The following is a 24,699-nucleotide window of genomic DNA, read 5'->3' as shown; positions in this document are numbered from 1 at the left end:
GGACCCCGCGCCCCGCACATCCGCCACTCCCCCACCTCTGTACGAAAGGACCTCCCCTCATGGCCAGGGCCGCCGGTACCGGTGCCGGACAGATGACACACCCGGACCCCGACGCCGTCCTCGTCGTCGGCGTCGGCGCCTGTGCGGACGCCCCGGTGGAGGAGGTGCTCGGCCTGGTCAGGGCCGCGGTCCGGGAGACGGGCCGGGGCGAGGACGCGGTCGCCGAGCTGGCGACGGTCGAGGTGAAGGGCGAGGAGCCGGCGATCGTCCGCGCCGCCGCGGCGCTCGGGGTGCCGCTCGTGACGTACTCGGCGCGCGAGCTGGCCGACGTGACGGTGCCGAACCCGTCCGCGCGGTCGCGCGCCGCGGTGGGCACGCCGTCGGTGGCCGAGGCGGCGGCGCTGCGCGGTGGCGGCGAACTGGTGGTCCCCAAGCGGAAGTCGACGCCTGCGGGACGCCCGTCCATGGCGACGTGCGCGGTGGCGGCCCGCCCGCGCCCGGCCGCCCCTGACCTGCGCCACCACGGTGACGCGGAGGTACGGGACGACGGCGCGGCCCTCACCGACCTGGCGGTCAACGTACGTGCCGACACGCCCCCGGCGTGGCTGAAGGAGGTGATCGCCGCCTCCCTGGACGACCTCGCGGCCTACCCGGACGGCCGTGCGGCGCGCGAGGCGGTGGCGGCCCACCACGGCGTGCCCGCCGACCGCGTGCTGCTGACGTCCGGGGCGGCGGAGGCCTTCGTGCTGCTCGCCCGCGCCCTGAAGGCCAGTCACCCCTATGTGGTGCACCCGCAGTTCACGGAGCCGGAGGCGGCGCTGCGGGACGCGGGGCACGAGGTGGGGCGGGTGCTGCTGCGGGAGGAGGACGGCTTCCGGCTCGATCCGGCCGCGGTGCCGGAGGAGGCCGACCTGGTGGTCGTCGGCAACCCCACGAACCCGACATCGGTCCTGCACCCGGCGGGCTCCCTCACCCAACTGGCGCGCCCCGGGCGGGCCTTGGTGGTGGACGAGGCGTTCATGGACGCGGTGCCGGGTGAGCGGGAGGCGCTGGCGGGCCGCACCGACGTGCCGGGCCTGATCGTGCTGCGCAGCCTCACGAAGACGTGGGGCCTGGCGGGTCTGCGGATCGGTTACGTCCTCGCCGCGCCGGACACGATCCGCGCCCTCGCGCAGGCGCAGCCGCTGTGGCCGGTGTCGTCGCCCGCGCTGGCGGCGGCGCGGGCGTGCGTGAGCCCGCGGGCCCTTGCGGAGGCGGGCCACGCGGCACACCGCGTGGCGTCGGACCGCACCCATCTCCTCGCGGGCCTGGCGGAGTTGTCCTCCGCGGGGGTGAGCGCGGTGGGCCCCGCGGAGGCTCCTTTCGTCCTGGTACGGGTCCCGGGCGCGGCCGCGGTGCGGGAGCGGCTGCGGGGGCGGGGGTTCGCGGTGCGGCGCGGCGACACGTTTCCTGGCCTGGGGCCTGACTGGGTTCGGGTTGCCGTTCGGGGGCGGGCTACGTCAGATGCGTTTCTCGCTGCGCTGCGGGAGGTGGTGGGCCCCTGACGGGGCCGGGTCGGGGGTGGGGGGTCTCCCCCTTCTCCCATCCACCCCTCCAAACAACCCCGCCGCTCCGCGGCGGATGTATCCCACCCACCCACCCGTTTGCCCCGCACCGCGCTGCTGGGGTAGGGGCGGGTGGGTGGGTGGGCGCTCACCCTGCAGCGCTCGGTGGGAGTTGGGGCGGACGGGCGTTCAGTCCGCGCGCTCGGTGGGAGTAGGGGCGGGCGGGCCGGCGTTCACCCCGCGACGCGCAGTCGAGCCAGGGGTGGGCGGTCGCACTCCGCGACGGGTGGCTGGCAGCGGAGTCCCGGGGCGTTCAGTCTGCGACGTACCGTCCAGGCGTGGGTGGGCCGTGAGGCTCCCTCCGCGACGGGCGGCCCGCCGCGGGGCCCAGGGCGTACCCCCACGTACCGCCATGAGCAGGCGGGCAGCGGCGGGCAGTTGAAGGGCAGGCCCCACGCCCCCGCACCCGCGTACGAGACGGAAGGGGACGTGGGGGTATGTGCGCACGGAGCACCGAGCACGCTGTAGCCCCGCCCTTCACGAGGCGTGGCGAACAGTGGATGGCGAGTACGCACATACCCCCGCGGCCCCGCACCCACAGACGAAGCGAAGGCGCAGACGCCCGCCCTAACCGCCCCGCACCCCACCACGACCCCACACCCCCATGCCCCCGCCACCCCAGCCTCCCCTCAGGACCTACGCCTCCGTGCCGTCATCACCGCCCCACCCCCCGCCACCAACAGCACCACAGCCCCGCCCGCCACATACGGCGTCAGCGAACTGCCGCCCGTCTCCGCCAAGTTGGCCTCCCGCTCCGGCGCGGGCGCCTCCGGCTTCCCCGGTTCCCCCTGCGGCTTCGGCGCCGTCCGTACCCCCGCCGGCACCTCACACCCCGCCCCGGCCAACGTCACCGTCCCCGTCACCTCCGCCACGTTCAGCTTCAGCGGGTTCACGTTCACCTTCAGCTCCAGCGCCGACGCCGCCGCCGTCCGCGACGTCGTCCGCGTCCTCGACAGCTCCAGCCGCACCTCCCCGACCCCCGGCACCTTCACCTCGGTCGTGCCGTGGGCGGTCAGCGTGACCTTCTTGCCGAGCACCGTCACCCCACCCAGCAGATTCGATTCGGCGACCGGCCGCTTTCCCGCCGTGCACACCGCCTTGGAGGTCACCTGCTCGACCTCGACGAGGGAGAGCAACGGCAGCCCGGGCACATGGACCCGGGCCCGCGCGATGTTGCTGTACCCCTTCGCCGTGTCCCCCCGCACCGTCGCCTTCGCCGTGGCCACATCCGCCCGCAGGACGCTGAACGGGCGCCCGCCGTTCACGCCGTCGAGCCGGGCGGTCAGCGCCGTCTTGTTCGCGTCGGCGGGGGCCTGCACCTCGTTCAGGGCGACCTTGAGCGGGACGTTCACGGTCTTGTTGAGCAGGGAGACGTTCAGGCCGGTGCGCAGGACGACGGCGTCGGCCCGCCCGCCCCGGTGCCCGGTGTCGCCGCCCGTGGCGCCCGCGGGCCCCGCCCCGGCGAGCGCCATCGGCCCGGCGACGAGCGCGGTGGCGGCGGCGACCACGGAGAGGCGGCGCACGGACGTACGGAAGGCGCTGCCGTTCGGGAAGGTGCGCGCGGGCATGCCGAAGGTGTTGCTGTTCAAGGTGGTGGAACCCCCACAGGAGATACGGGCCACCGGCGGCGCACGCCACAGGGGACAGCACGTGCGCGACGGCCGATGGCGTCGCCCCCCATCGACGGGGGACGACGCGGGAATCTTTACGCACCGAGAGTGAACGGTCAGCAACCTGGCGTGAGTTCACTCCAAAGGGAGGTTTCCGCCCGCGCTTTCGAATCCCCCGGCACACGCGTTCCCTCGCGCCACCCGAGCAACCGACCTCCCGCGCACGGCGGTTGACGCGCGCTCCCCGCGAACCGGTTCCAACGAGCCGCGAAGCGATCACGTCACGCCCCGGTCAACACCCCGCCAGCATCCCGCCGGCACCCCGTCGACGTGCAGGTCGACGCCCACCACGACGGGCCGGCCGATGACCGGCGAACCTCAGCCCACCACCCGCCCGTTCAGCACGACCCGCCGCGGCGCCGCAAGGACCCGCACGTCCTCCCGGGGATCCGCCCCGTACACCACGAGGTCCGCCGGCGCGCCCTCGGCGAGACCCGGGCGCCCCAGCCACTCCCGCGCGCCCCACGTGGTCGCCGAGAGCGCGTCCACCGCGGGGATCCCCGCGCGGGTCAGCTCGACGATCTCCGCGGCCACCAGACCGTGCGCGAGGGAGCCGCCCGCGTCGGTGCCGGCGAAGACGGGGACGCCCGCGTCGTAGGCGGAGCGCACGGTGTCGTAGCGGCGCGCGTGCAGCCGGCGCATGTGGTCCGACCAGCGGGGGAACTTCTTCTCGCCGCCCGCGGCCAGATCCGGGAACGTCGCGATGTTCACCAGCGTCGGCACGATCGCCACACCGCGCTCGGCGAAGAGCGGGATCGTGTCGTCCGTCAGCCCCGTGGCGTGCTCGACGCAGTCGATGCCCGCCTCGACCAGATCGCGCAGCGAGTCCTCGGCGAAGCAGTGGGCCGTGACGCGGGCGCCCAGGCGATGGGCCTCGGCGATGGCCTCCCGTACCGCGTCCCGGGGCCAGCACGCCGTCAGGTCGCCGGCCTCACGGTCGATCCAGTCGCCGACGAGCTTGACCCAGCCGTCGCCCCGCCGCGCCTCCTGGGCGACGTACGCCACCAGGTCCTCGGGCTCGATCTCGTGGGCGTAGTTGCGGATGTAGCGGCGCGTGCGCGCGATGTGGCGGCCCGCCCGAATGATCTTGGGCAGGTCCTCGCGGTCGTCGATCCAGCGGGTGTCGGAGGGCGAGCCCGCGTCGCGCAGCAGCAGCGCGCCGATCTCTCGGTCGGTCAGCGCCTGCTTCTCGGCGGTGGCGGCGTCGACCGGGCCGTGCGCGTCCAGGCCGACGTGGCAGTGCGCGTCGACCAGGCCCGGCAGCGCCCAGCCCTGGACGGTGCGGATGTCGCCGGCCGCGGTTCCGGCCGGGCGGTCGTACGTCACCCGCCCGCCGACCACCCACAGTTCGTCCCGTACGTCCTCGGGCCCGACGAGCACCCGCCCCTTCACGTGCAGCACCGCGTGATCGCTCATGGCAGCAGCTTAGGAGGCACCCGAAACCCCCGGCACCGGCCGGTCGGTACGCTCGGTACCGCAGCCCGAACGAACTCGTGAGCGAAGTGAGCAGTGACGTGAGCAGTACTGTGACGCACCCCTTTCTGGACCTGGCGCCGCTGAGCGCCGAGCACTTCGCCGCCATCGAGGCGCGGGTGGCCCGGCTGCTCGACACCGAGCAGGACGTCGTGATCATGCAGGGTGAGGCCCTGCTGCCCCTGGAGGGATGCATCCGGGGCGCGGCGCGGCCGGGCACCACCGCGCTGAACGTGATCACCGGACCGTACGGCCAGACCTTCGGCAACTGGCTGCGGGACTGCGGCGCGACCGTCGTCGACCTCGCCGTGCCCTTCCACACCGCCGTCACCGCCGAGCAGGTGCGCGAGGCCCTCGCCGCGCACCCGGAGATCGACTTCGTCTCCCTGGTGCACGCCGAGGCGGCCACCGGCAACACCAACCCCGTCGCGGAGATCGGTGAGGTCGTACGGGCGCACGGGGCGCTGTTCATGCTGGACGCCGTCGCCTCGGTGGCCGCCGAGCCGCTGCTGCCGGACGCGTGGGGCGTGGACCTGTGCGTGATCGGCGCGCAGAAGGCGATGGGCGGGCCCGCGGGCGTCTCCGCGGTCTCGGTCAGCGAGCGGGCCTGGGAGCGCATCGCCGCCAACCCCCAGGCGCCGCGCCGCTCCTACCTCTCCCTCCTGGACTGGAAGGAGCGCTGGATCGACGGCGGCCGTAAGGCGCTGCTTCACGCGCCCGCCCAGCTGGAGATGCTGGCGCTGGAGGCGTGTGTGGAGCGGATCGAGTCGGAGGGCCTCGACGCCCTGATGGCGCGGCACGCGACAGCCGCCGTCGCCACCCGCGCGGGCGCGCAGGCGCTGGGCGGGGGCCTGGAGCCGTACGTGCACGAGGCCGTGGACGCGGCGCCGGTCGCCACCACGCTGCGGACGCCCCCGGGTGTCGACGCCTCGGAGCTCGTGGCCAGGGCGCTCGCCGCGGACCCGGTGCTTCCGCTGGTCGCCGGGGGCGGGGCGCTGGCCACCGAGATGATCCGGGTCAACCACTACGGCCCGGACGCGGCCGTTGGCGTGGTGCACGCCTGCGTCGCGGCCCTGGGCGCCGCGATGGGCGAGGCCGGCCTCGCGGTCGACCTGGAGGGGGCCCGGCGCGCGGTGACGGACGCGTGGGACTGAGGGCCTGTCCCTGAGCGGAACGGAACGCTGACGCCCCGGGCCTGACGGGTCCGGGGCCCTCGCCCCGCGCCGGTGCACGGGACTACGTACGCCGACCCGCACGGACCCCCGCACGGCACCCTCGACCTGCCCGACCCGCTCGACCTGCCCGACCTCGACGAAATCGCTGCGCCCGTCCGCCCCCGCATGGCACCGTGCCTGTCATGACCACGCTTCCGGACGGCCGCCGTGTCCCGCCTCTGACCGCCGACGAGTCGACGATGCTGGCGAGCTGGCTCGATCTGCACCGGGCCACTCTGGCGGTGAAGTGCGCCGGGCTGGACGACGAGCAGGCGCTGCGCACGCCGGTCGAGCCGTCCACGCTCTCGCTGTTCGGTCTCGTGCAGCACCTCGCCGAGGTGGAGCGGAACTGGATCCAGCGGATCTTCGACGGACGGGACGTGCCGGCGATCTACGCGGGCCCGCCCGGCGGCTTCGCCGTGGACCGGTCGAGGACGTTCGCCCAGGTGCTCGCCGTGTGGGAGGACGAGGTCGCCGTGAACCGGGAGATCTGCGCGGGACGCACGCCGGACGAGACGGGGCGGCTCACCGCCGCCGAGGCCGCCGTCACGGGCGGCGAGTCCGAGGTCAGTCTGCGCTGGATCCTGATCCATCTGATCGAGGAGTACGCCAGGCACAACGGTCACGCGGACCTTCTGCGGGAACGCGTCGACGGGATGACGGGCACGTGAACCGGGGTCGCCGCAACACGTTTCGGGTACGCCGGAACACGTTTCGGGCGCACCGGAAAGGCACCCTCCGCGCATCCTCGGCCAATTCATCCGCGCATTCTCACGAATTCTTTATCAACATAGCTTTCCGTCTTCTTCTGCCCGATTTCCACGGACCTAAACACTAAGATTTCGACAGCACCAATCGACGTAATTCGGGCACCCCCCTCGGGGGTTACGGCCATGTGACGTACTCCACATCAGGTCCGTTTCGCGAAGATTTTCCCGGTCAAATTCGGGCATAGCACCAATTCCTCATGCAGGCGCGCATGCTCGCGCGATAACACATGGGACGCCTTCACGTAACCCCTCCCCCCGATGCAATTCCAGAAATTGCTCGGTAAATTCAATCCGCATGACCGCTGCACAAGCCGATCTACCGACCGACCTGCAGGCGAAATTCCTGGAAATGCCTGAGGGGCTGCGCCTTGACAGCCCCGCTGTCGCCGACGGCGCCGCCATCTGGCGTATCGCCCGCGACTCCAAGGTGCTGGACCTCAACTCTTCGTACAGCTACCTGCTGTGGTGCCGTGACTTCGCGGCGACCTCGGTGGTGGCCCGTGGCGCCGACGGCGAGCCGGCCGGTTTCATCACCGGCTACATCCGCCCCGAGCGCCCGGACACCCTGCTGGTCTGGCAGGTGGCCGTCGACCACGAACAGCGCGGACGCGGGCTGGCCGGCGCACTGCTCGACGGACTGACCGCGAAGGTCACCGCCGGGCGTGCCCTGACCACGGTCGAGACGACCATCACGCCCGGGAACACCGCTTCCGAGCGGCTGTTCCTCTCCTACGCGCGCCGTCACGGCGCGTCGGTCGAGCGGAAGACCCTCTTCGACGCGGGTCTTTTCCCTGATGACGGGCATGAGCCAGAGGTGCTCTACCGCATCGGACCGATCGGGAACTGAGCCGATCACCCCCTGAACTTCGCTCCCCCCGCACGTCCGCAACCCCCCACTTCCACGCCTTTCCATCTCCCAGGAGATTCGCTGTGACCATCACCCAGCCCGACCTGAGCGTCTTCGAGACCCTGGAGTCGGAGGTGCGCAGCTACTGCCGCGGTTGGCCTACGGTCTTCGACCGCGCGCAGGGCAGCCGCATGTTCGACGAGGACGGCCACGAGTACCTCGACTTCTTCGCCGGTGCCGGTTCGCTCAACTACGGCCACAACAACCCGGTCCTGAAACGTGCGCTGATCGACTACCTGGAGCGCGACGGCGTCGTGCACGGCCTGGACATGTCGACGTCCGCGAAGCGCGCCTTCCTGGAGTCGTTCCAGAACATCATCCTGCGCCCGCGTGACCTCCCGTACAAGGTCATGTTCCCGGGCCCGACGGGCACCAACGCGGTCGAGGCCGCGCTGAAGCTCGCCCGCAAGGTCAAGGGCCGTGAGTCGATCGTGTCGTTCACGAACGCCTTCCACGGCATGTCGCTCGGCTCCCTCGCGGTGACCGGCAACGCCTTCAAGCGGGCGGGCGCCGGCATCCCGCTGGTGCACGGCACCCCGATGCCGTTCGACAACTACCTGGACGGGCGGACCCCCGACTTCATCTGGTTCGAGCGCCTCCTGGAGGACCAGGGCTCCGGCCTCAACCAGCCCGCCGCCGTGATCGTCGAGACGGTGCAGGGCGAGGGCGGCATCAACGTCGCCCGCGCCGAGTGGCTGCGCAAGCTCGCCGACGTCTGCGAGCGCTGGGACATGCTCCTGATCGTCGACGACATCCAGATGGGCTGCGGCCGCACCGGCGCGTTCTTCTCCTTCGAGGAGGCGGGCATCACGCCGGACATCGTCACCGTGTCGAAGTCCATCAGCGGCTACGGCATGCCGATGTCGCTGTGCATGTTCAAGCCGGAGCTCGACGTCTGGGAGCCGGGCGAGCACAACGGCACGTTCCGCGGCAACAACCCGGCGTTCGTGACGGCCGCCGCCGCGCTCGAGGCCTACTGGTCCGACGGTTCGGCGATGGAGAAGCAGACCCGCGCCCGCGGCGAGCAGGTCGAGCAGGTGCTCGCCGCGATCGTCGAGGAGAACCGCGCCGACATCAAGGAGTTCCGCGGCCGCGGCCTGGTCTGGGGCATGGAGTTCCTGGACAAGGACCGGGCAGGAGCCGTGGCGAAGCGGGCTTTCGAACTGGGCCTGCTGATCGAGACCTCCGGCCCCGAGGGTGAGGTCGTCAAGCTCCTTCCGGCGCTGACCATCACCCCCGACGAGCTGGACGAGGGGCTCCGCACGCTGGCCCGCGCGGTCCGCGAGACCGCCTGAGCGGCGCAGGACCCGAGCCCCCGGCACCGTAAGAGAAAAGGAACCAACTCACCGTGATCGTCCGTTCGTTCAAGGACATTGAAGGCACCGACCGCCATGTGAAGGCCGCGTCCGGCACGTGGGAGAGCAAGCGCATCGTCCTCGCCAAGGAGCGTGTCGGCTTCTCGCTGCACGAGACGATCCTGTACGCGGGTACGGAGACGTCGATGTGGTACGCGAACCACATCGAGGCCGTCGTCTGCACCAAGGGCGAGGCCGAGCTGACCGACGACACGACCGGCGAGAAGTACACCATCACGCCGGGCACCATGTACCTGCTCGACGGGCACGAGAAGCACACCATGCGGATCAAGGAAGACTTCCACTGCCTGTGTGTCTTCAACCCGCCCGTCACGGGCCGCGAGGACCACGACGAGAACGGCGTGTACCCGCTGCTCACGGAGCCGGACGCGGGCTGACCCGCGACTACATCCCGAACAGGGCCGTACGAGAGGAGAGGCGGGCAACACCATGACCACCGCACCCGAACGCACCAGTGATCTGTACCCGACCCGAGGCGCCGAAGAGGTGCTCATCGAGCGCAAGGACCCCGTCGTGTGGTCCGAGCCGGGTGCTGCCGGGCCGATCACGGCCGGGGATCTGGCCGGGTTCGAGCGGGACGGTTTCCTGGCGATCGACCAGTTGATCACCCCGGACGAAGTGAGCGTGTACCACGCCGAGTTGGAGCGTCTGATCAACGACCCGACGATGCGCGCGGACGACCGCTCCATCGTCGAGCCGCGCTCCCAGGAGATCCGGTCGATCTTCGAGGTGCACAAGATCAGTGAGCTCTTCGGCAGGCTCGCCGCCGACCCGCGGGTCGTCGGCAGGGCGCGGCAGATCCTGGGCTCGGACGTCTACGTCCACCAGTCCCGGATCAACGTGAAGCCGGGCTTTGGTGCCTCCGGGTTCTACTGGCACTCGGACTTCGAGACCTGGCACGCGGAGGACGGCCTGCCCAACATGCGGACCGTGTCGGTGTCGATCGCTCTGACGAAGAACCACGACACCAACGGCGGTCTCATGATCATGCCGGGGTCGCACAAGACGTTCCTCGGCTGTGCGGGCGCCACGCCGAAGGACAACTACAAGCGGTCGCTGCAGATGCAGGACGCGGGCATCCCGTCCGACGAGACGCTGACGCACCTCGCCTCCGACCACGGCATCCGCCTGTTCACGGGCGAGGCAGGATCGGCGACCTGGTTCGACTGCAACGCCATGCACGGCTCGGGGGACAACATCACCCCCTACCCGCGCAGCAACGTCTTCATCGTGTTCAACAGCGTGGAGAACACGGCGGTGGAGCCGTTCTCGGCGCCGGTGCGCCGGCCCGAGTACATCGGGGCGCGGGACTTCACCCCGGTCAGGTGAGGTAACGCGGACACGGGCCGGCCCGGCACCCTTTCGGGGTGCCGGGCCGGTTCGCTGCTGCGCGGGGTCCGTCCCGGTCACAGCGGCAGGTAGTCGGTGTAGCCCTTCTCGGTGCCGCCGTAGTAGGTCGCCCGGTCCGGTGTGTTGTACGGTCCCCTGCCGCGCAGGCGGGCCGGCAGGTCCGGGTTGGCGAGGAACAGCGCGCCGAACGTGATGATGTCCGCGGTGCCGTCCTCCACGAGGGCGAGCGCGTCGTGGCCGGTGGGCCCGTCCGTGTGCGGGTTGAGGACCAGAGTGCCGCCGAACTCCCCGCGCAGCCGCAGGGTCAGCTCGCGGACCTCGCCCACCTCCATGACGTGCAGATACGCGAGGCCGAGCGCGCCCAGCTCCTTGGCGAGGGCGGTGTACGCCGGCTCCGGGTCGGGCTCGGAGATGTCGTTGGCGGTGTTGCCGGGCGAGACGCGGAAGCCGGTGCGGTCCGCGCCGATCTCGGCGGCGACGGCCGCGGCGACCTCGACGGCGAAGCGGATGCGGTTCTCGGCCGGGCCGCCCCACGCGTCGGTGCGGTGGTTGGAGCCGGGCGCGAGGAACTGGTGGATGAGGTAGCCGTTGGCGCCGTGCAACTCGACGCCGTCGAAGCCCGCGTCGACGGCGCTTCGCGCGGCGGCGGCGAAGTCGGCGACGGTGGCGCGGATCTCCGCGTCGGTCAGTTCGCGCGGGGTGACGAAGTCCTTGGGGCCCTCGGCCGTGTAGACCTGCCCCTGTGCGGCGACGGCCGAGGGGGCGACGTTGACCAGTCCTTCGGGCAGCAGCACGGGGTGGCCGACCCGGCCCGCGTGCATGAGCTGGGCGAAGATCGTGCCGCCCGCCGCGTGCACGGCGTCGGTGACCTTGCGCCAGCCGGCTATCTGCTCGGCGCTGTGCAGGCCCGGGGTGTCGGGGTAACCCTGGCCGACCACAGAAGGCTGGATGCCCTCGGTGACGATCAGGCCGGCCGAGGCGCGCTGCGCGTAGTACTCGGCCGTCAGCTCCGTGGGGACACCGCCCGCACCGGCGCGGCTGCGGGTCATGGGGGCCATGGCGATGCGGTTGCGGAGGCGGTGGCCGGACAGGTCGATCGGATCGAACGCGGTGCTCATCAGGATCTCCCGGACTGGATTATGTGGTCGGCCAACGAATCGGCGCAGGGCCACTGTAACGCATTCCTTGGCCGACCAAGGTAATCTTCCCGGAGACGGTGGTTCCGCGCGGGAGCCGGACAGGCCACCGGGGCAGCGACGACGGACGACAGGAGCCCGCAATGAAGGCCGACACCGCGAAGGCGCCCGCGGGCGACCCCGTCTGTACCCCCGGGGCGGCGGGTGTCGCCGCGGCGGGCCCCGTCAGCCTCGCCGTGAGCCGGGTGGCCCGGCTGCACCGCATCGCCGCGGGCAAGGCGCTGAAGGGGCTCGGCCTCTACCCGGGCCAGGAGTTCGTGATGATGCACCTGTGGGAGGCCGGCGCGGTGCGCCAGTCCGAACTGATCAGGGCGGTCGGCCTCGACGCGTCGACGGTCACGAAGATGCTGCAGCGCCTGGAGCAGGCGGGACATGTGCGGCGGCGCCCCGACCCGGCGGACCGGCGGGCGGTACTCGTCGAGGCCAGCGCGGCGAGTTGCGGGTTGCTGGCCCAGGTGGAGCGCGCGTGGGCGGAACTGGAGGGCCACACCCTGTCCGGCCTGGACGAGAGCGAACGCGAGGACCTCACGAGGCTCCTCGCCAAGGTGGAGACAAGCCTCCGCACGGAGACGGCGGACTGCCCGGAGCGGCGCGCCGAGCCCTGACCTCGGGACTCCCCCGCCCCGGCGGTCCGGGCCCGGCGACGACGCCACCGGTACGCACCCGCCGAGCGCCCCGGCCGCCGCCCGGCTCGTACCCCCCAGCGCTGCCGGCCCGTCGGCGACGCCACGCACCACCCGACCGCCGCCACAGGCTTCCGGAGCACACGGACCGCAACGAACCGGAACGGACCGCCCAGCCTCCCGGCGGTGCGGGCCCGCCGGGGACGCCACCCGGCACCACACCTGCTGATCCCCCGGTCACACCAGTGACGCCGCCCGGGACAGCAGGCGGCGGGCGGACGCCGTGTCGCCGGATGTGCCGCGTGGGATGCGGTCCGGGGTGCGGCGGCCGGTCAGGAGGAGGCAGAAGTCGGCGGGGTCCAGGACGAGTTCGGCCCGTACCGGGTCCTCTGCGCTGCCCAGCACCCACACCGTCTCGCCGCCCTCCCCGGCGACGGTGAGGGCGACCGGCGGTGCCTGCGGGCCGAGTGCGGGGCCGAGCAGGCGGATGCCGAGGCGGACGAGCTGCCACAGGTGCGGGGCGGGCGGCGAGGGTACGGGCAGGCCGAGCGCGGCGCCGATGCCGTCGGCGTGCGCCCAGGTGTCGAGGGCCCGCGCCAGGAAGTGGTCGGCGACGGGCAGCCGTACGCCGCCGAGCACCGTGGCGCGGGCGGCGCGCTCGGTGTCGTGGGCGGCCCGGGTGGAGAGCAGCCCGGCGGCCTGGACGCGCCACGTGGACACGGTCTGCGCGGGCGTACGGGCCCGCTCCCGCCGGACCACCTCACGGGCGCGCGCCTCGCGCACCGCACGCCAGGGCGCCGCGTCCGGCGCCCGGGAGACGGCGGTACGGGAGCGCGGGGCGGGCCCGAGATGGTGGGCGAGGGGTTCGTCGGCGGCGATCAGCCGGGCGAGCGTGTCGTGCACGTTCCGGCCGTGCCCGACCGGCGCGTCCCAGGCGCCGCGCCCGTCCGACTCCGCGAGCAGCACCTGGAGTCCGGCGACGGCGGCCGCGTAGGGCGCTGCGTGCGGAGCGGTGCGCAGGGCGGGGGCGCGGGTGCGCAGGGCCAGCGAGAGGCCGTGCGCCGCGGGGGTCGCGCCGGGCGCGGGGTCCGGTACGGCGGGCCCGTCCAGATGCCGCACCGCGGCCCGCAGCCGCTCGGCCTCCGCGGCGCAGGGCGCGCAGCCGCCGAGGTGCGAGGCGATCCCGGCCGCGTCGCCCGGCGTGAGGGCGTCCACGGCCCGGGCGCCGAGCAGTACGCGTACCGCTTCGTGGCCGTTCGTCACGGCTGCTCACCTCGCGGGGCGGGGTCGGCGAGCGTCTCGGCCAGCGCGCGCAGGGCCGCACCCAGGCGGGCCTGCGCGGTGGCCTCGGGGATGCCGAGTTCGACGGCGGCCTGCCGGCAGGTGCGGCCCGCGAAGTGGGCGAGGTGCACCATCTGCTGCTGGGGCAGCGGGAGTCGGGCGAGGGCGGAGTGCAGGAGCAGGGAGCGTTCCTGTCCCGGGCCGGCCGCATCCGCGCTCTGCCCTTGCGCCTGCGGCTGCCCCTTCGCGGGGGTCGCGCGCGGGACCGTCTCGTCGGTGGCGTTCTTGTGGTGCCGTTCCTCGCCGCGCACCCAGTCCACGGCGCGGTGGTGGGCGCGGAGCGAGAGCTGGACGCGCAGGCTGCCCCCGCGGGTGTCGAAGACGTAGGGCCTGCTCCAGAGGAGCGCGAAGACCTCCCGCGCCACCTCGTCGGCGGCGGCCCGGTCCCGGGTGACGCGCAGCGCCACGGCGCGGACGAGCAGGCCGTACGCGGTGTGGGCCGCGGCGAGCGCCGCCTCCTCGCCGTGGACGAGGCGCCGGTGCAGGTCCGCGTCGGCGGGTGCGGCGGCGGGCGGCGCGGCGGCTCGGTCCCCCGGCCCGGACGGGCGCGGCTCCTCGAAGGACGCCCCCTCGAAGGACGGCTCCACCGGCACCACCCCCTCGCGCGGACGACCGTGTGAGGCCCCCCGTACGGGCCACCTCGTACGGGCCACTCCGTGCGGACCACCCCGTGCTGCAAGCGTGGCGTTTCGCGGCCCGCCGCGCCAGGGTTCAGCCGGAGAGGACATCCAGGAGCCGGTCCACATCCGCCTCCGTGTTGTACAGGTGGAACGCCGCCCTCAGATGTCCCGCGCGCCCCGAGACGAGGACGCCGGCCCGGGCCAGCTCGGGGGCGCGGTCGGCGAGCCCGGGCACCGAGACGATGGGAGCGTCCCCCGGCACCGGCGCGTGGCCGAGCCCGGCGAGCCCGGCGCGGTAGCGGGCGGCGAGCGCCGTGTCGTGCGCGTGGACCGCGTCCACCCCGCACTCCTCGACGAGCGAGAGCGCCGCGGCGGCGCCGTGGTAGGCGAGGAAGGCGGTGGGTTCGTCGAACCGGCGGGCGTCCGGGGCGAGTTCGGTGAGCGGACCGTACGTGGAGTGCCAGGTGTCGGCCGCCGCGAGCCAGCCGCCGTGCAGCGGCCGCAGCTCCTCCTGCGCCGCTTCGCGCACGGTGAGGAACGACGTGCCGCGCGGGCACAGCAGCCATTTGAAGGCGCCGGTCACGGTGTAGTCGTAGGCGCCCGCGTCGAGCGGCAGCCAGCCCACCGCCTGGGTCGCGTCGAGCAGGGTGCGCGCGCCGTGGGCGGCCGCCGCCGCGCGGACGGCGGCGAGGTCGGCGGTCCGGCCGTCGGCCGACTGGACGGCCGAGAACGAGACGAGCGCGGTGGTCGGGGTGACGGCCTCGGCCAGCTCCTCCAGCGGCGCGTACCGCATCTTGAGGTCGCCGCGCAGCACGAAGGGGTTCACGATGGAGGCGAACTCCCCCTCGGCCGCGAGGACTTCGGCGCCCGCGGGCAGCGAGGCGGCGATCAGCCCCGCGTGCACGGCGACGGAGGTGCCGACGGCGACGCGCCCCGGCGCCACGCCGACGAGCCGGGCGAACGCGGTCCGGGCCGCGTCGACCACCTCGAAGTCGCCCGCGCCGCCCGGCCGTCCGTCACCGTTCTCGGCCACGAGCGCGCGCACCGCCTCGATGGCGCGCCGGGGCAGCAGCCCGCAGACGGCGGTGTTGAGGTAGGTCGAGGTGGGGGCGAATTCGCTGCCGAGGTCGCCGGTGCCGCGGTGGTTGATCCCCATGGACTCCATGGGGATCAACCTAAACGGCCGCTCAGCCCCGCGGAACCTCGCATCCGTCGGGACCGCAGGCGTCGCCGCCGCCGTCACCGTCGGCGGTGGCGAGGGTGGTGAGCGGCGCGCGCTCGCCCCACGCCTGCTCCAGCGCCTGGGTGAAGACCTCGGCGGGCTGGGCGCCGGAGATCCCGTACTTGCGGTCGAGGACGAAGAACGGCACGCCATTGGCGCCCAGCTCGGCGGCCTCACGCTCGTCCGCGCGGACGTCGTCGGCGTACCGCTCGGGCTCGGCGAGGACGGCCCGCACCTCGTCCGCGTCGAGCCCCGCCTCGACGGCGAGCTCCACGACGCGCGTGTCGTCGGCGAAGACGGACCGCTCCTCGGCGAAGTTGGCGCGGTAGAGCAGCCCGATCAGCTCGTCCTGCCTGCCCCGCGCCTTGGCGAGGTGCAGGAGGCGGTGCATGTCGAAGGTGTTGCCGTGGTCGCGGCCCTCGGTGCGGTAGTCGAGCCCTTCGGCGGCGGCGTTCTCACCGAGCCTGCGCTCGCCCTCGCGGGCCTGCTCCTCGCTCATCCCGTACTTCCCCATGAGCATCGGCAGCACCAGCCCGGTGTCGCCCTTGGCCCGGCCGGGGTCCAGCTCGAAGGAGCGGTGCACGACCTCGACGCCGTCACGGTGCGGGAAAGCGGCGAGCGCCTTCTCGAAGCGGGCCTTGCCCACGTAGCACCAGGGGCAGGCGATGTCGCTCCAGATCTCGACGCGCATGTGTGTGGCTCTCTTCAGGTCGTACGTCAGGGGGACACGGAGGCGGCCTCCGCTCACGCTGTCAACGTACGGGCAAAGCACCGCATTCCCGGTGCCGTAATGAGGCCTACGAACCGTCGCGCAGCCCCTTGGGCCAGTTCGGGCGGAATTCGATGTGGTCGTACGTCACCACGCAGCCCTCCCCCACCGGCGACTGGGCCATGAAGCCGACGAGGGCCGCGCCCGCCGTCTCCTCGTCGCCGAGGGCGAAGATCCGTACGAAGGTCCACCGCTCGCCGTCCGTCGACGCGTGGAACGCGAACGCCGAGCCCGTACGGCTGATGCGCAGCCACGCGGTGCTGCCGTCCACCACGAAGGCGTTGGCGTCGTCGGAGTGGCCGCGGGTGACGACCGTGCAGATCGTCGGCTCGTCCGGCGAGCGCTCCAGGCAGAGCTTGGCCCACTCGCGCTCGCCCACGTGCAGATACAGCACGCCCGCGTCGAAGGCGGCCGCGAAGCCGACCGTGACGCGGGCGATCAGCTGGAAGTCACCCTCCGGGGCGCCGAGCAGGCGGGGCGCGTCGGAGGCCGGCTCCGGGACCCCGGACGTCGGGGGCACGAAGCGGTCCTGGCGCGGGCCCGCCCAGCAGGTGAGCACGCCGTCCTCGTGGGACCAGTGGCCGTCGGGGCCGTACGTGCGCAGCGGGAAGGGCAGTTCGGGAAGGGTGAGGTCCATGGCCTCAGTGTTCCAGGCGGCCGTCGAGGCGACGCGGCAGGCCCAGCGGGTTGGCGTCGCGCAGCTCCGGCGGGAGCAGCGCCTCGGGGGTGTTCTGGTACGCGACGGGCCGCAGCCAGCGCTCGACGGCCGTGCCGCCCACGGACGTCGAGGTCGACGTGGTCGCGGGGTAGGGCCCTCCGTGGTGCTGGGCCGGTGCGACGGCGACGCCGGTGGGCCAGCCGTCGACGAGGACGCGCCCGGCGAGCGGGGTGAGCTCGGCGAGCAGCTCGGCGCCCCGACCGCTCTCCCCCGCCGCCTCCTGCGAGGAGAGCTGCACGGTGGCGGTGAGGTTGCCGGGGAGGCGGGAGAGGACGGCGGTGATCTCCGCGTCGTCGGCGTACCGCGCGACGACGGTGACCGGGCCGAAGCACTCCTCCAGAAGCAGGTCGTGCGCGCCCTCGGCGGTGAGGCGGGCGGCCGGGACGGTCAGGAAGCCCGCGCTGACGGTGTGCTCGCCGCCCGCGCCGGGGGTCACCGGGGCGTCCACGTCGGGCAGTTCGGCGCGCGCGCGCACTCCGGCGACGAAGGTGTCCCGCATGCGGTGGTCGAGGAGCACCCCGGACCCGGTGTTGCTGACCGCGTCGGTCAGGGACTTCACGAGCCGGTCGCCGCCCGCGCCCTCGGGGGCGAGGACCAGGCCGGGCTTCACGCAGAACTGGCCGACGCCGAGCGTCATCGAGCCGGCGAGTCCGGTGCCGATCTCCTCGCCGCGTTCGGCGGCCGCGGCCTCGGTGACGACGACGGGGTTGAGGGAGCCGAGCTCGCCGTGGAAGGGGATCGGCACGGGCCGGGCGGCGGCCGCGTCGAACAGGGCGCGCCCGCCGCGGATGGAACCGGTGAAGCCGGCGCCGGCGACCAGCGGATGCCTGACGAGTTCGACGCCCGCGTCGAAACCGTGCACCAGGCCGACGACGCCCTCGGGGACGCCGTGCCGCTGGGCCGCCCTGCGCAGCACCGAGGCGACCAGCTCGGAGGTGCCCGGGTGGTCGGGGTGGGCCTTGACGACGACGGGGCAGCCCGCGGCGAGGGCGCTCGCGGTGTCGCCGCCGGGCACGGAGAAGGCGAAGGGGAAGTTGGAGGCGGAATAGACCGCGACGACACCGAGCGGGATCTTGTAGCGGCGCAGGTCGGGGACGGGCGGGGTGGCCGAGGCGTCGGGGTGGTCGATGACCACGCCGAGGAAGGCGCCCTCGTCGACGATGTCCGCGAAGGAGCGCAACTGGTAGCAGGTGCGGGCGAGTTCGCCGGTGAGCCGGACGGGCCCGAGCGCGGTCTCCGCGTCGGCGGCCTCCACGAGGTGGTCCTCGGCCTCTTCGAGGAGGTCCGCCGCGGTGCGCAGGAAGGCGGCGCGGACCGTGCGGTCGGCGAGGGCGGGCGCGGCGGCGCGGGCGGCGCGGACCGCCTCGTCGACCTCTTCGGCCGTGGCTTCCACCGCAACCTGCTCGCGCTGCTTCCCGGTTCGGGGGTCGACACTCCAGACTGGTGCTGCTGCCACCGCGGATTCCCTTTCCAGAGGTACTGCCTGAGACGTATGACCTGAATCGTATGAGGGGTCTTGCCGGGGTCTTCGAGGGGTCTTGCCGGAGGTATGCCACTCACCAGGGCCGTTCGATATGCTGAACGCCGTCTCCGTCGGTGAATGTGCGGGGACTCGGAGAGTATTTCTCGGCGTTCAAAGGGGTCAAGGGCGATGTCGGCTGGCGAGACCGGAGGCGGTGCGCAGGTCAAGTCCGCGGTGCGCACGGTGGAATTGCTCGAGTACTTCGCGGGCCGCCCCGGGATGCACTCGCTGGCCTCGGTCCAGGAGGCCGTCGGCTACCCCAAGTCGAGCCTCTACATGCTGCTTCGTACCCTGGTCGAGCTCGGCTGGGTGGAGACGGACGCGACCGGCACGCGGTACGGCATCGGCGTGCGCGCCCTGCTCGTCGGCACGTCGTACATCGACGGCGACGAGGTCGTGGCCGCCGCCCGGCCGACCCTGGACCGGCTCTCCGACGACACCACGGAGACCATCCACCTCGCGCGCCTCGACGGCACCAACGTCGTCTACCTCGCCACCCGCCAGTCGCAGCACTACCTGCGGCCGTTCACCCGGGTCGGCCGCCGGCTGCCCGCGCACTCCACCTCGCTCGGCAAGGCGCTGCTCGCCACCCACACCGACGAGCAGGTCCGCAAGCTGCTCCCGGAGACGCTGCCCTCGCTCACCGAGCACACCATCACCGACCGCGAGAAGCTCATCGAGGAGCTGCACGCGGTGCGCGAGCAGGGCTTCGCGGTGGACCGCGAGGAGAACACGCTCGGGCTGCGCTGCTTCGGCGTCGCCATCCCCTACCGCACCCCCGCGCGCGACGCGATCAGCTGCTCGGTGCCGGTGGCGCGGCTCACCCCCGGCCACGAACAGCTGGTGAAGGACGCCCTGTTCGACGCCCGCGACCGGCTGACACTGGCAACTCGTAGGATCTGACGCATGGATGTGAGCCTGCGCGCGGTGCACGACAGCGATCTGCCGGTGTTCTTCCGGCAGATGAGCGATCCCGAGTCCCGGCACATGGCCGCCTTCACCCCCGAGGACCGGGCCGACCGCGACCGCTTCGACGCGCACTGGGCGAAGATCCGCTCGGACCCGGACACCGCCATCCGCACCGTCCTCGCCGACGGCGACGTGGTGGGCAGCGCCGGGGTGTACGGGGAGCCGGGCGAGCGCGAGGTGACGTACTGGATCGACCGTGCGTACTGGGGCCGCGGGCTCGCCACGGCGGCGCTGCGCGGACTCCTCGACCTGATCCCCGAGCGTCCGCTGTACGGCCGCGCGGCGGCGGACAACGCGGGCTCGATCCGGGTCCTGGAGAAGTGCGGGTTCCGGCACTTCGGCGCGGACCGGGGGTATGCGGCGGCGCGCGGGGCGGAGATCGACGAGGTGGTCCTCGTCCTGGACGGCGGCTGAGCCTCCCCCGCGCGGCGGAGGCGGATCGACACGACGCAGGAGGTGCGGGGGCCGTCCCGGCGGGAGCGTGAAGCCATGAAGCATCCACGGCCCCCTCTCCGCCGCCTCACGGCCCGGCCACCGGCCCCCGCTCTGCCGGCCCTGCTCCTCGGCTCGCCCACGACCCTCGAGGACGCCGCCGGGCGCCCGACGGGCCCGATGTACCTGACCTACGCTGTGCGCATGATCACCGGGACGGTCGTGGCGGCTCTCGGCGTGCGGTTCCTCAAGGAGTGGGCGGGGCACAGGAGTTGAGGCCGCTGACCACTGCCCTGTTCGGGCGCCGGGCCCGTCGCCGGTGGATCCACCTCATCCTCGGCGGCGCCCTCGCCATGCCGTACGTCTTCGTCGGCTCGGTGATCGTCGGACCGTTCTTCGGCGACAGCGGTCTCTTCGGGTCGTTCGGCGCCCAGCTCAGCTCGTTCGCCGTGGGGCTGCCGCTCGCCGCGGTCACCGCGCTGTTCCCGCTGACCCGGCCGATGTCGGTGGCCGCCGTGCGGGCGCTGTGCGCGGTGCCGGACGACTCCCTCGCCGAGGGACCCGCGCGGTCCCGGGCCGCCCGGGGCCGCACCGCCGCCTGGTTCACCCTGCACCTCGGTCTCGGCGGGGTGATCAGCGGCATGTCGCTGGCGCTGCCCCCGTTCGCGGGCTTCCTGATCGCGCTGCCGTTCTTCGCCCTGCTCGGGGAGAGCCGCATCGGCATGCCGGGGGTCTTCGGCGAGCCCTGGATGGTGGCGCTCGCCCCGGTCATCGGCGTGGCCTCGCTGGTCGCGCTCGCGGCGTGCGCGGCCACGGCGAGCGGGCTGCTCGCGCGCTGGGCGCCCGGCCTGCTCGGGCCGACGCCCGCCGACCGGCTCGCCGCCGCCGAGCGCCGCGCCGCCGACCTCGCCGTGCGCAACCGCCTCGCGCGCGAGCTGCACGACTCGGTCGGGCACGCGCTGAGCGCCGTCACGCTCCAGGCGAGCGCGGCCCGCCGGGTCCTCGACCACGACCCGGAGTTCGTCCGGGAGGCGCTGGCCGCCATCGAGGAGACCACGCGCCGCACGGTCGGCGAACTCGACGCCGTGCTCGGCGTGTTGCGGGAGACCGACGGCAGCGGCCCGACCGCGCCGGCCCCCACCCTCGCCACCGACCTGGACGGCCTCCTGCACCGGACCAGGGCGGCCGGCCTGCCGGTGTCCGCCACCGTCGACGCGGACCCCGCCGCCCTGCCCCCGCTGGTCTCCCGCGAGGCCTACCGCATCGTCCAGGAGGCCCTGAGCAACGCGCTGCGGCACGGCGGCGCCGGCGCCTCGCTCACCCTGCGCGTCGTCCTGGACGGGCCGGACCTGACCGTCACCGCCGAGAACCCGCTGCCGTCCGGCTCCACCGACCGCCACCCCGACCGCCGCCCCGGCGGCGGCCACGGTCTGCGCGGTGTCGCGGACCGGGCCCGGCTGCTCGGCGGCGCCTGCGAGGCGGGCCCGGCGTCGGGCGCCTGGCGACTGCACGTACGACTTCCGCTGAAGGGACAGCCATGACGGCCATGCCGGTGAACGACAGGTGAACGACATCAGAGTGGTGCTCGCCGACGACGAGCGCATGGTGCGCACCGCCCTGCGCGCCATCCTCTCCGCCGAGCCGGGCATCGCGGTGGTGGGCGAGGCGGCGACGGGCGCCGAGGCGGTCTCCGTCGTACGGGAGCTGCGGCCCGACGTGGTCCTGATGGACGTGCGCATGCCGGATGTGGACGGCATCCGGGCCACCGAGCGGATCCTGCGGACGGTGCCGGGGCCGCCGCGTGTCGTCGTCGTGACGACCTTCGAGAACGACGCGTACGTGTACGAGGCGCTGCGCGTCGGGGCCGCCGGCTTCCTGCTCAAGCGGGCGGAGGCCGACGAGCTCGTCCAGGCGGTCCGGCTGGTCGCGCGCAGCGACTCGCTCCTCTTCCCCGCGGCGGTCCGGGCGCTGGCCACCCGGCACGGCTCCGCCGCGGGGAAGCCGCCGGCCTGGGTGGCGCGGCTGACCGGCCGGGAGAGCGAGGTCCTGCGGCTGATGGCGGCGGGGCTGACCAACGCGGAGATCGCCGGCCGGATGGACGTCGGCCCCGCGACGGTGAAGACGCATGTGGCGGCCGTCCTCGCCAAGACGGGCGCACGGGACCGCACCCAGGCGGTGATCGCGGCCTACGAGGCCGATTTCCTGCGGACTTCCTGAGGACTTCCTGAGAAAACGCCCACAACCGGCTCAGATGGGAACGAAACCCGCCCGCCCGCTCGTCCTTCCACGGGATGAACAAGACGATCAGGCACGCCTCGGTCTTCACGCTGCTGCTCGTGCTCGCTCTGCTGATACGGGCGACATGGGTGCAGTTCCACGACTCGACGGCGCTCGCGGACGACAAGCACAACCGGCGCAACGCGATCGAGCAGTACGCGCACCCGCTGGGCGACATCATCGTGGGCGGTGAGGCCATCACCGGCTCCGAGCGGACGAAGGGCGGAGACCTCGCGTACAAACGCACCTACAAGGACGGCGACCTCTACTCGCCCGTCACGGGCTACAGCTCCCAGGTCTTCGGCGCCACCCAGCTCGAAGGCATCTACAAGGACCTGCTCGACGGCACCGACAACCGGCTGAAGAACCCCCTGGACACGCTCACCGACAAGCGTGCCGACCCCGGTGACGTCGTGACGACGATCGACCCGGCGGTGCAGAAGGCCGGGTACAAGGCGCTGGGCGACACCAAGGGCGCGGCGGTCGCGATCGACCCGAAGACCGGCAAGATCCTCGGCATGGTGTCGACCCCGTCGTACGACCCGTCGAAGATCAGCGGCTCCACGGACTCCAAGATGTGGAAGGAGTTGACCACCGACAAGGAGAAGCCGATGGTCAACCGCGCCATGCGCCAGCCGCTGCCGCCCGGCTCGACCTTCAAGCTGGTCGTCGCGGCGGCGGCCCTGGAGGACGGTCTGTACGGCTCGGTGGACACGAGGACGGACAGCCCGAACCCGTACACGCTCCCCGGCACCCGCCAGGTCCTCCACAACGAGAACCGGGCGGCGCCCTGTGAGAACGCCGACATCCGCACGGCGCTCCAGTACTCCTGCAACAACGTCTTCGCGAAGATGGCCGTCGACCTGGGCCAGGACAAGGTCAAGTCGATGGCGGAGAAGCTGGGCTTCAACGCCGACAAGCTGGACGTGCCGGTGCGCGCGGGCAAGAGCGTCTACCCCTCCGGCATGGACAAGGCGCAGACGGGGCTCAGCGGCATCGGCCAGTTCGACGTGACGGCGACGCCGCTGCAGATGTCCATGGTGTCGGCGGCCATCGCCAACGGCGGCGAGCTCGTCAAGCCGCACATGGTCTCGCAGATCAGCGACGCCGACGGGAACGTCCTGGAGAAGTACGACGACGCCGAGGCGCAGCGCGTGATGGACGAGTCCACCGCCGAGGGGCTGCAGTCCGCGATGCGCACGGTCGTCGACAAGGGCACCGGTTCCAACGCGAAGATCCCCGGCGCCACGGTCGGCGGCAAGACGGGCACGGCGCAGCACGGCGAGAAGAACAGCAAGACGCCGTACGCCTGGTTCACGTCGTACGCCAAGGGCGGCGACGGCAAGGAGGTGGCGGTCGCGGTGATGATCGAGTCCTCCAGCGCGGCGCGCGACGAGGTGAGCGGCAACGGCCTGGCGGCGCCGATCGCCAAGGCGATGATGCAGGCGGCACTGAAGGGCTGAGCCCCCACCGCCGTGTCCGCAGGGCCGCCGCCCCGCCCCCGCGTGCGCGGGTCAGGTGGGGCGGCGCCTCCGCCGTGTCCGCAGGGCCGCCGCCACGGCCACCATCGCCCCGGCCCCCGCCGCCGCTCCGGCGAGCGCCCCCGCCACGAAGCCGAGGCCCGAGCTCGCCTCGCCGTCGTCCACGGCCACCGCGACGGCGAGCGCGACCAGCAGGACGGCGAGCGCGGCCAGCAGACCGTAGAACTTCCGGCTGAGGAAACGGGACCGCTCCGGCACCGGCGGCGGTGACTCCACCCGGGCCGCGGGCCCGAGGCTGGCCGCCCTCGGCCGCTTGAACCACGCGTAGACCACCCAGGTCCCGCACGGCTCCCAGCCGTCGGGCGCGAGCCGCTCGTCGATGCCCTCGCGGCCGCGCGTGACCAGCTCCCTGCGGTACTCCCAGCGCTGCGCCCGCGCCGCGTCCCGGTGGCTGACGAAGCGGCCGAGGGCGTCGACGCGCTCGACCTCCCAGCCCTCGTCGCCGAAGCGGTTCAGGAGCTCCTCGTCGACGTAGGTGTCGGCGGTCCAGCGCCAGACCTCCACCTGCTCGGGCGGGGCCTCGGGGGCGCCGGCCGCGCCGGGGGCGAGCTGCCGGGCGAACTCGTCGACGGGGCCGAACTCGCCCTCGGCGTCCTCGGTTGCGCACTCGTCCAGATGCGCGGCGAGGTCGGCGACCGTCGCCTCGATGCGGTCGGCGGCCAGGCCGTGCTCGCGCAGCCGCTCGGCGAGGCGGACGAGGTAACCGTCGCGCTCGTACCGCGCGTCGGGGTCCGTCGTGTTCATCGTGGGATCACTCCCCTTCATCGTGGGGTCACTCCCGCCTTCGCGAGGACGTCGCGTACGGATCCGTCGAAGGCGAGCCACAGGCCGCCCTGTTCGCCGAGGGTCTCGCGGCCGGCGTCGGTGAGCCGGTAGTAGCGGCGGCCGGGCCCCTTCTCGGTCGCGCGGAACTCCGCGGAGACCAGGCCCGCCTCCTCCAGGCGGTTGAGCACGGGGTAGAGCGTGCCGCCCTTGATCTGGCCGAAGCCCGCGGCGTTCAGCACCTTGGCGATCTCGTATCCGTAGCTCTCGCCGTCGGTGAGGCCGGCGAGCACGAGCAGGTCGAGGACGCCCTTGAACCAACTGGCGCGGCGGTCGGTCACGT

General features: G+C 73.2%; 25 protein-coding genes. 14 read left to right on the top strand and 11 right to left on the bottom strand.

What is annotated here, in order from left to right; all coding sequences use genetic code 11:
* Positions 1–92: 92 nt before the first annotated feature.
* On the top strand, positions 93–1,544 hold the full coding sequence (gene cobC / locus ACFYO9_RS31355; protein WP_358777531.1) for an Rv2231c family pyridoxal phosphate-dependent protein CobC: 1,452 nt from the start codon (positions 93–95) through the stop codon (positions 1,542–1,544).
* A gap of 689 nt (positions 1,545–2,233) precedes the next feature.
* Here cobC and ACFYO9_RS31350 read toward each other — a convergent pair.
* Positions 2,234–3,172 (bottom strand): SCO1860 family LAETG-anchored protein, encoded by a 939-nt coding sequence (locus tag ACFYO9_RS31350; protein ID WP_358777530.1) that lies wholly within the window; start codon positions 3,170–3,172, stop codon positions 2,234–2,236.
* A 420-nt stretch (positions 3,173–3,592) separates the two neighbouring features.
* Positions 3,593–4,690: an amidohydrolase family protein gene (locus ACFYO9_RS31345; protein WP_355818648.1), complete on the bottom strand. Its 1,098-nt coding sequence runs from the start codon at positions 4,688–4,690 to the stop codon at positions 3,593–3,595.
* A 110-nt stretch (positions 4,691–4,800) separates the two neighbouring features.
* Between ACFYO9_RS31345 and ACFYO9_RS31340 the strand changes: the two genes are divergently transcribed.
* From ACFYO9_RS31340 to thpD, 6 genes are all read left to right on the top strand, one after another.
* Entirely contained in the window at positions 4,801–5,901 is a 1,101-nt protein-coding gene (locus ACFYO9_RS31340) for an aminotransferase class V-fold PLP-dependent enzyme (RefSeq protein ID WP_358777529.1), read from the top strand.
* 203 nt (positions 5,902–6,104) lie between these two features.
* Positions 6,105–6,632 (top strand): DinB family protein, encoded by a 528-nt coding sequence (locus ACFYO9_RS31335; RefSeq protein WP_358777480.1) that lies wholly within the window; start codon positions 6,105–6,107, stop codon positions 6,630–6,632.
* A gap of 394 nt (positions 6,633–7,026) precedes the next feature.
* Entirely contained in the window at positions 7,027–7,578 is a 552-nt protein-coding gene (gene ectA, locus ACFYO9_RS31330; protein ID WP_358777479.1) for a diaminobutyrate acetyltransferase, read from the top strand.
* Between the two features lie 83 nt (positions 7,579–7,661).
* Complete coding sequence (ectB, locus tag ACFYO9_RS31325) at positions 7,662–8,933, top strand: diaminobutyrate--2-oxoglutarate transaminase (protein ID WP_358777478.1); 1,272 nt, start codon at positions 7,662–7,664, stop codon at positions 8,931–8,933.
* Positions 8,934–8,986: 53 nt separating this feature from the next.
* Positions 8,987–9,391 carry an ectoine synthase gene (locus tag ACFYO9_RS31320; protein WP_355818633.1) on the top strand — a complete coding sequence of 135 codons (405 nt, stop codon included), beginning with the start codon at positions 8,987–8,989 and terminating at the stop codon, positions 9,389–9,391.
* Between the two features lie 52 nt (positions 9,392–9,443).
* Entirely contained in the window at positions 9,444–10,343 is a 900-nt protein-coding gene (gene thpD, locus ACFYO9_RS31315; RefSeq protein WP_355818630.1) for an ectoine hydroxylase, read from the top strand.
* 77 nt (positions 10,344–10,420) lie between these two features.
* Here thpD and ACFYO9_RS31310 read toward each other — a convergent pair whose 3' ends face one another.
* Entirely contained in the window at positions 10,421–11,482 is a 1,062-nt protein-coding gene (locus ACFYO9_RS31310; RefSeq protein ID WP_358777477.1) for an alkene reductase, read from the bottom strand.
* Positions 11,483–11,643: 161 nt separating this feature from the next.
* Between ACFYO9_RS31310 and ACFYO9_RS31305 the strand changes: the two genes are divergently transcribed.
* Positions 11,644–12,165, top strand: coding sequence for a MarR family winged helix-turn-helix transcriptional regulator (locus tag ACFYO9_RS31305; protein ID WP_355818624.1), 522 nt, complete (start codon positions 11,644–11,646; stop codon positions 12,163–12,165).
* 255 nt (positions 12,166–12,420) lie between these two features.
* Here ACFYO9_RS31305 and ACFYO9_RS31300 read toward each other — a convergent pair whose 3' ends face one another.
* The 6 genes from ACFYO9_RS31300 to ACFYO9_RS31275 form a co-directional block, all read right to left on the bottom strand.
* Positions 12,421–13,446 (bottom strand): hypothetical protein, encoded by a 1,026-nt coding sequence (locus ACFYO9_RS31300; protein WP_358777476.1) that lies wholly within the window; start codon positions 13,444–13,446, stop codon positions 12,421–12,423.
* On the bottom strand, positions 13,443–14,111 hold the full coding sequence (locus ACFYO9_RS31295) for an RNA polymerase sigma factor (protein WP_388666765.1): 669 nt from the start codon (positions 14,109–14,111) through the stop codon (positions 13,443–13,445). Before ACFYO9_RS31295 ends, ACFYO9_RS31300 begins: the two co-directional genes overlap by 4 nt.
* Before the next feature lie 124 nt (positions 14,112–14,235).
* A complete protein-coding gene (locus tag ACFYO9_RS31290) occupies positions 14,236–15,309 on the bottom strand; it encodes an aminotransferase class V-fold PLP-dependent enzyme (protein ID WP_358777475.1) in 1,074 nt (357 codons plus the stop codon).
* 22 nt (positions 15,310–15,331) lie between these two features.
* Positions 15,332–16,057, bottom strand: a complete 726-nt coding sequence (locus ACFYO9_RS31285; RefSeq protein ID WP_358777527.1) for a DsbA family oxidoreductase — start codon at positions 16,055–16,057, stop codon at positions 15,332–15,334.
* Positions 16,058–16,163: 106 nt separating this feature from the next.
* Entirely contained in the window at positions 16,164–16,772 is a 609-nt protein-coding gene (locus ACFYO9_RS31280) for a DUF1349 domain-containing protein (protein WP_355818610.1), read from the bottom strand.
* Positions 16,773–16,776: 4 nt separating this feature from the next.
* On the bottom strand, positions 16,777–18,309 hold the full coding sequence (locus ACFYO9_RS31275; protein ID WP_358777474.1) for an aldehyde dehydrogenase (NADP(+)): 1,533 nt from the start codon (positions 18,307–18,309) through the stop codon (positions 16,777–16,779).
* A gap of 195 nt (positions 18,310–18,504) precedes the next feature.
* Between ACFYO9_RS31275 and ACFYO9_RS31270 the strand changes: the two genes are divergently transcribed.
* The 6 genes from ACFYO9_RS31270 (at position 18,505) to ACFYO9_RS31245 (ending at position 23,516) form a co-directional block, all read left to right on the top strand.
* The gene (locus ACFYO9_RS31270) at positions 18,505–19,278 is read left to right on the top strand and encodes an IclR family transcriptional regulator (RefSeq protein ID WP_355818604.1); all 774 of its coding nucleotides are present in this window, start codon (positions 18,505–18,507) and stop codon (positions 19,276–19,278) included.
* Between the two features lie 3 nt (positions 19,279–19,281).
* Complete coding sequence (locus tag ACFYO9_RS31265) at positions 19,282–19,758, top strand: GNAT family N-acetyltransferase (protein ID WP_358777473.1); 477 nt, start codon at positions 19,282–19,284, stop codon at positions 19,756–19,758.
* A gap of 75 nt (positions 19,759–19,833) precedes the next feature.
* Entirely contained in the window at positions 19,834–20,052 is a 219-nt protein-coding gene (locus ACFYO9_RS31260) for a hypothetical protein (protein WP_358777472.1), read from the top strand.
* Positions 20,049–21,317, top strand: a complete 1,269-nt coding sequence (locus ACFYO9_RS31255; RefSeq protein ID WP_388666777.1) for a sensor histidine kinase — start codon at positions 20,049–20,051, stop codon at positions 21,315–21,317. The genes ACFYO9_RS31260 and ACFYO9_RS31255 overlap by 4 nt, the downstream gene beginning before the upstream one ends.
* A 31-nt stretch (positions 21,318–21,348) precedes the next feature.
* On the top strand, positions 21,349–21,993 hold the full coding sequence (locus ACFYO9_RS31250; protein ID WP_388666774.1) for a response regulator: 645 nt from the start codon (positions 21,349–21,351) through the stop codon (positions 21,991–21,993).
* Between the two features lie 74 nt (positions 21,994–22,067).
* Complete coding sequence (locus ACFYO9_RS31245; RefSeq protein ID WP_358777469.1) at positions 22,068–23,516, top strand: penicillin-binding transpeptidase domain-containing protein; 1,449 nt, start codon at positions 22,068–22,070, stop codon at positions 23,514–23,516.
* A gap of 51 nt (positions 23,517–23,567) precedes the next feature.
* Here ACFYO9_RS31245 and ACFYO9_RS31240 read toward each other — a convergent pair whose 3' ends face one another.
* Together ACFYO9_RS31240 and ACFYO9_RS31235 are read right to left on the bottom strand one after the other, a co-directional pair.
* Positions 23,568–24,338 (bottom strand): hypothetical protein, encoded by a 771-nt coding sequence (locus ACFYO9_RS31240; protein ID WP_358777468.1) that lies wholly within the window; start codon positions 24,336–24,338, stop codon positions 23,568–23,570.
* Positions 24,339–24,355: 17 nt separating this feature from the next.
* Positions 24,356–24,697, bottom strand: coding sequence for a PadR family transcriptional regulator (locus ACFYO9_RS31235; protein WP_355818587.1), 342 nt, complete (start codon positions 24,695–24,697; stop codon positions 24,356–24,358).
* Positions 24,698–24,699 lie beyond the last annotated feature (2 nt).

This window comes from Streptomyces sp. NPDC005863 (genome assembly GCF_042871345.1).
GTDB lineage: Bacteria > Actinomycetota > Actinomycetes > Streptomycetales > Streptomycetaceae > Streptomyces.
The sequence above is the reverse complement of the archived record's forward strand: the minus strand, read 5'-3'. Positions and strand labels throughout refer to the sequence as shown.

Coding starts and splice junctions, on each gene's coding strand:
- cobC (WP_358777531.1), top strand. CDS start 93: ATGACACACCCGGACCCCGACGCCGTCCTCGTCGTCGGCGTCGGCGCC.
- ACFYO9_RS31350 (WP_358777530.1), bottom strand. CDS start 3,172: ATGCCCGCGCGCACCTTCCCGAACGGCAGCGCCTTCCGTACGTCCGTG.
- ACFYO9_RS31345 (WP_355818648.1), bottom strand. CDS start 4,690: ATGAGCGATCACGCGGTGCTGCACGTGAAGGGGCGGGTGCTCGTCGGG.
- ACFYO9_RS31335 (WP_358777480.1), top strand. CDS start 6,105: ATGACCACGCTTCCGGACGGCCGCCGTGTCCCGCCTCTGACCGCCGAC.
- ectA (WP_358777479.1), top strand. CDS start 7,027: ATGACCGCTGCACAAGCCGATCTACCGACCGACCTGCAGGCGAAATTC.
- thpD (WP_355818630.1), top strand. CDS start 9,444: ATGACCACCGCACCCGAACGCACCAGTGATCTGTACCCGACCCGAGGC.
- ACFYO9_RS31310 (WP_358777477.1), bottom strand. CDS start 11,482: ATGAGCACCGCGTTCGATCCGATCGACCTGTCCGGCCACCGCCTCCGC.
- ACFYO9_RS31305 (WP_355818624.1), top strand. CDS start 11,644: ATGAAGGCCGACACCGCGAAGGCGCCCGCGGGCGACCCCGTCTGTACC.
- ACFYO9_RS31290 (WP_358777475.1), bottom strand. CDS start 15,309: ATGGAGTCCATGGGGATCAACCACCGCGGCACCGGCGACCTCGGCAGC.
- ACFYO9_RS31285 (WP_358777527.1), bottom strand. CDS start 16,057: ATGCGCGTCGAGATCTGGAGCGACATCGCCTGCCCCTGGTGCTACGTG.
- ACFYO9_RS31280 (WP_355818610.1), bottom strand. CDS start 16,772: ATGGACCTCACCCTTCCCGAACTGCCCTTCCCGCTGCGCACGTACGGC.
- ACFYO9_RS31270 (WP_355818604.1), top strand. CDS start 18,505: ATGTCGGCTGGCGAGACCGGAGGCGGTGCGCAGGTCAAGTCCGCGGTG.
- ACFYO9_RS31265 (WP_358777473.1), top strand. CDS start 19,282: ATGGATGTGAGCCTGCGCGCGGTGCACGACAGCGATCTGCCGGTGTTC.
- ACFYO9_RS31260 (WP_358777472.1), top strand. CDS start 19,834: ATGAAGCATCCACGGCCCCCTCTCCGCCGCCTCACGGCCCGGCCACCG.
- ACFYO9_RS31245 (WP_358777469.1), top strand. CDS start 22,068: ATGAACAAGACGATCAGGCACGCCTCGGTCTTCACGCTGCTGCTCGTG.
- ACFYO9_RS31240 (WP_358777468.1), bottom strand. CDS start 24,338: ATGAACACGACGGACCCCGACGCGCGGTACGAGCGCGACGGTTACCTC.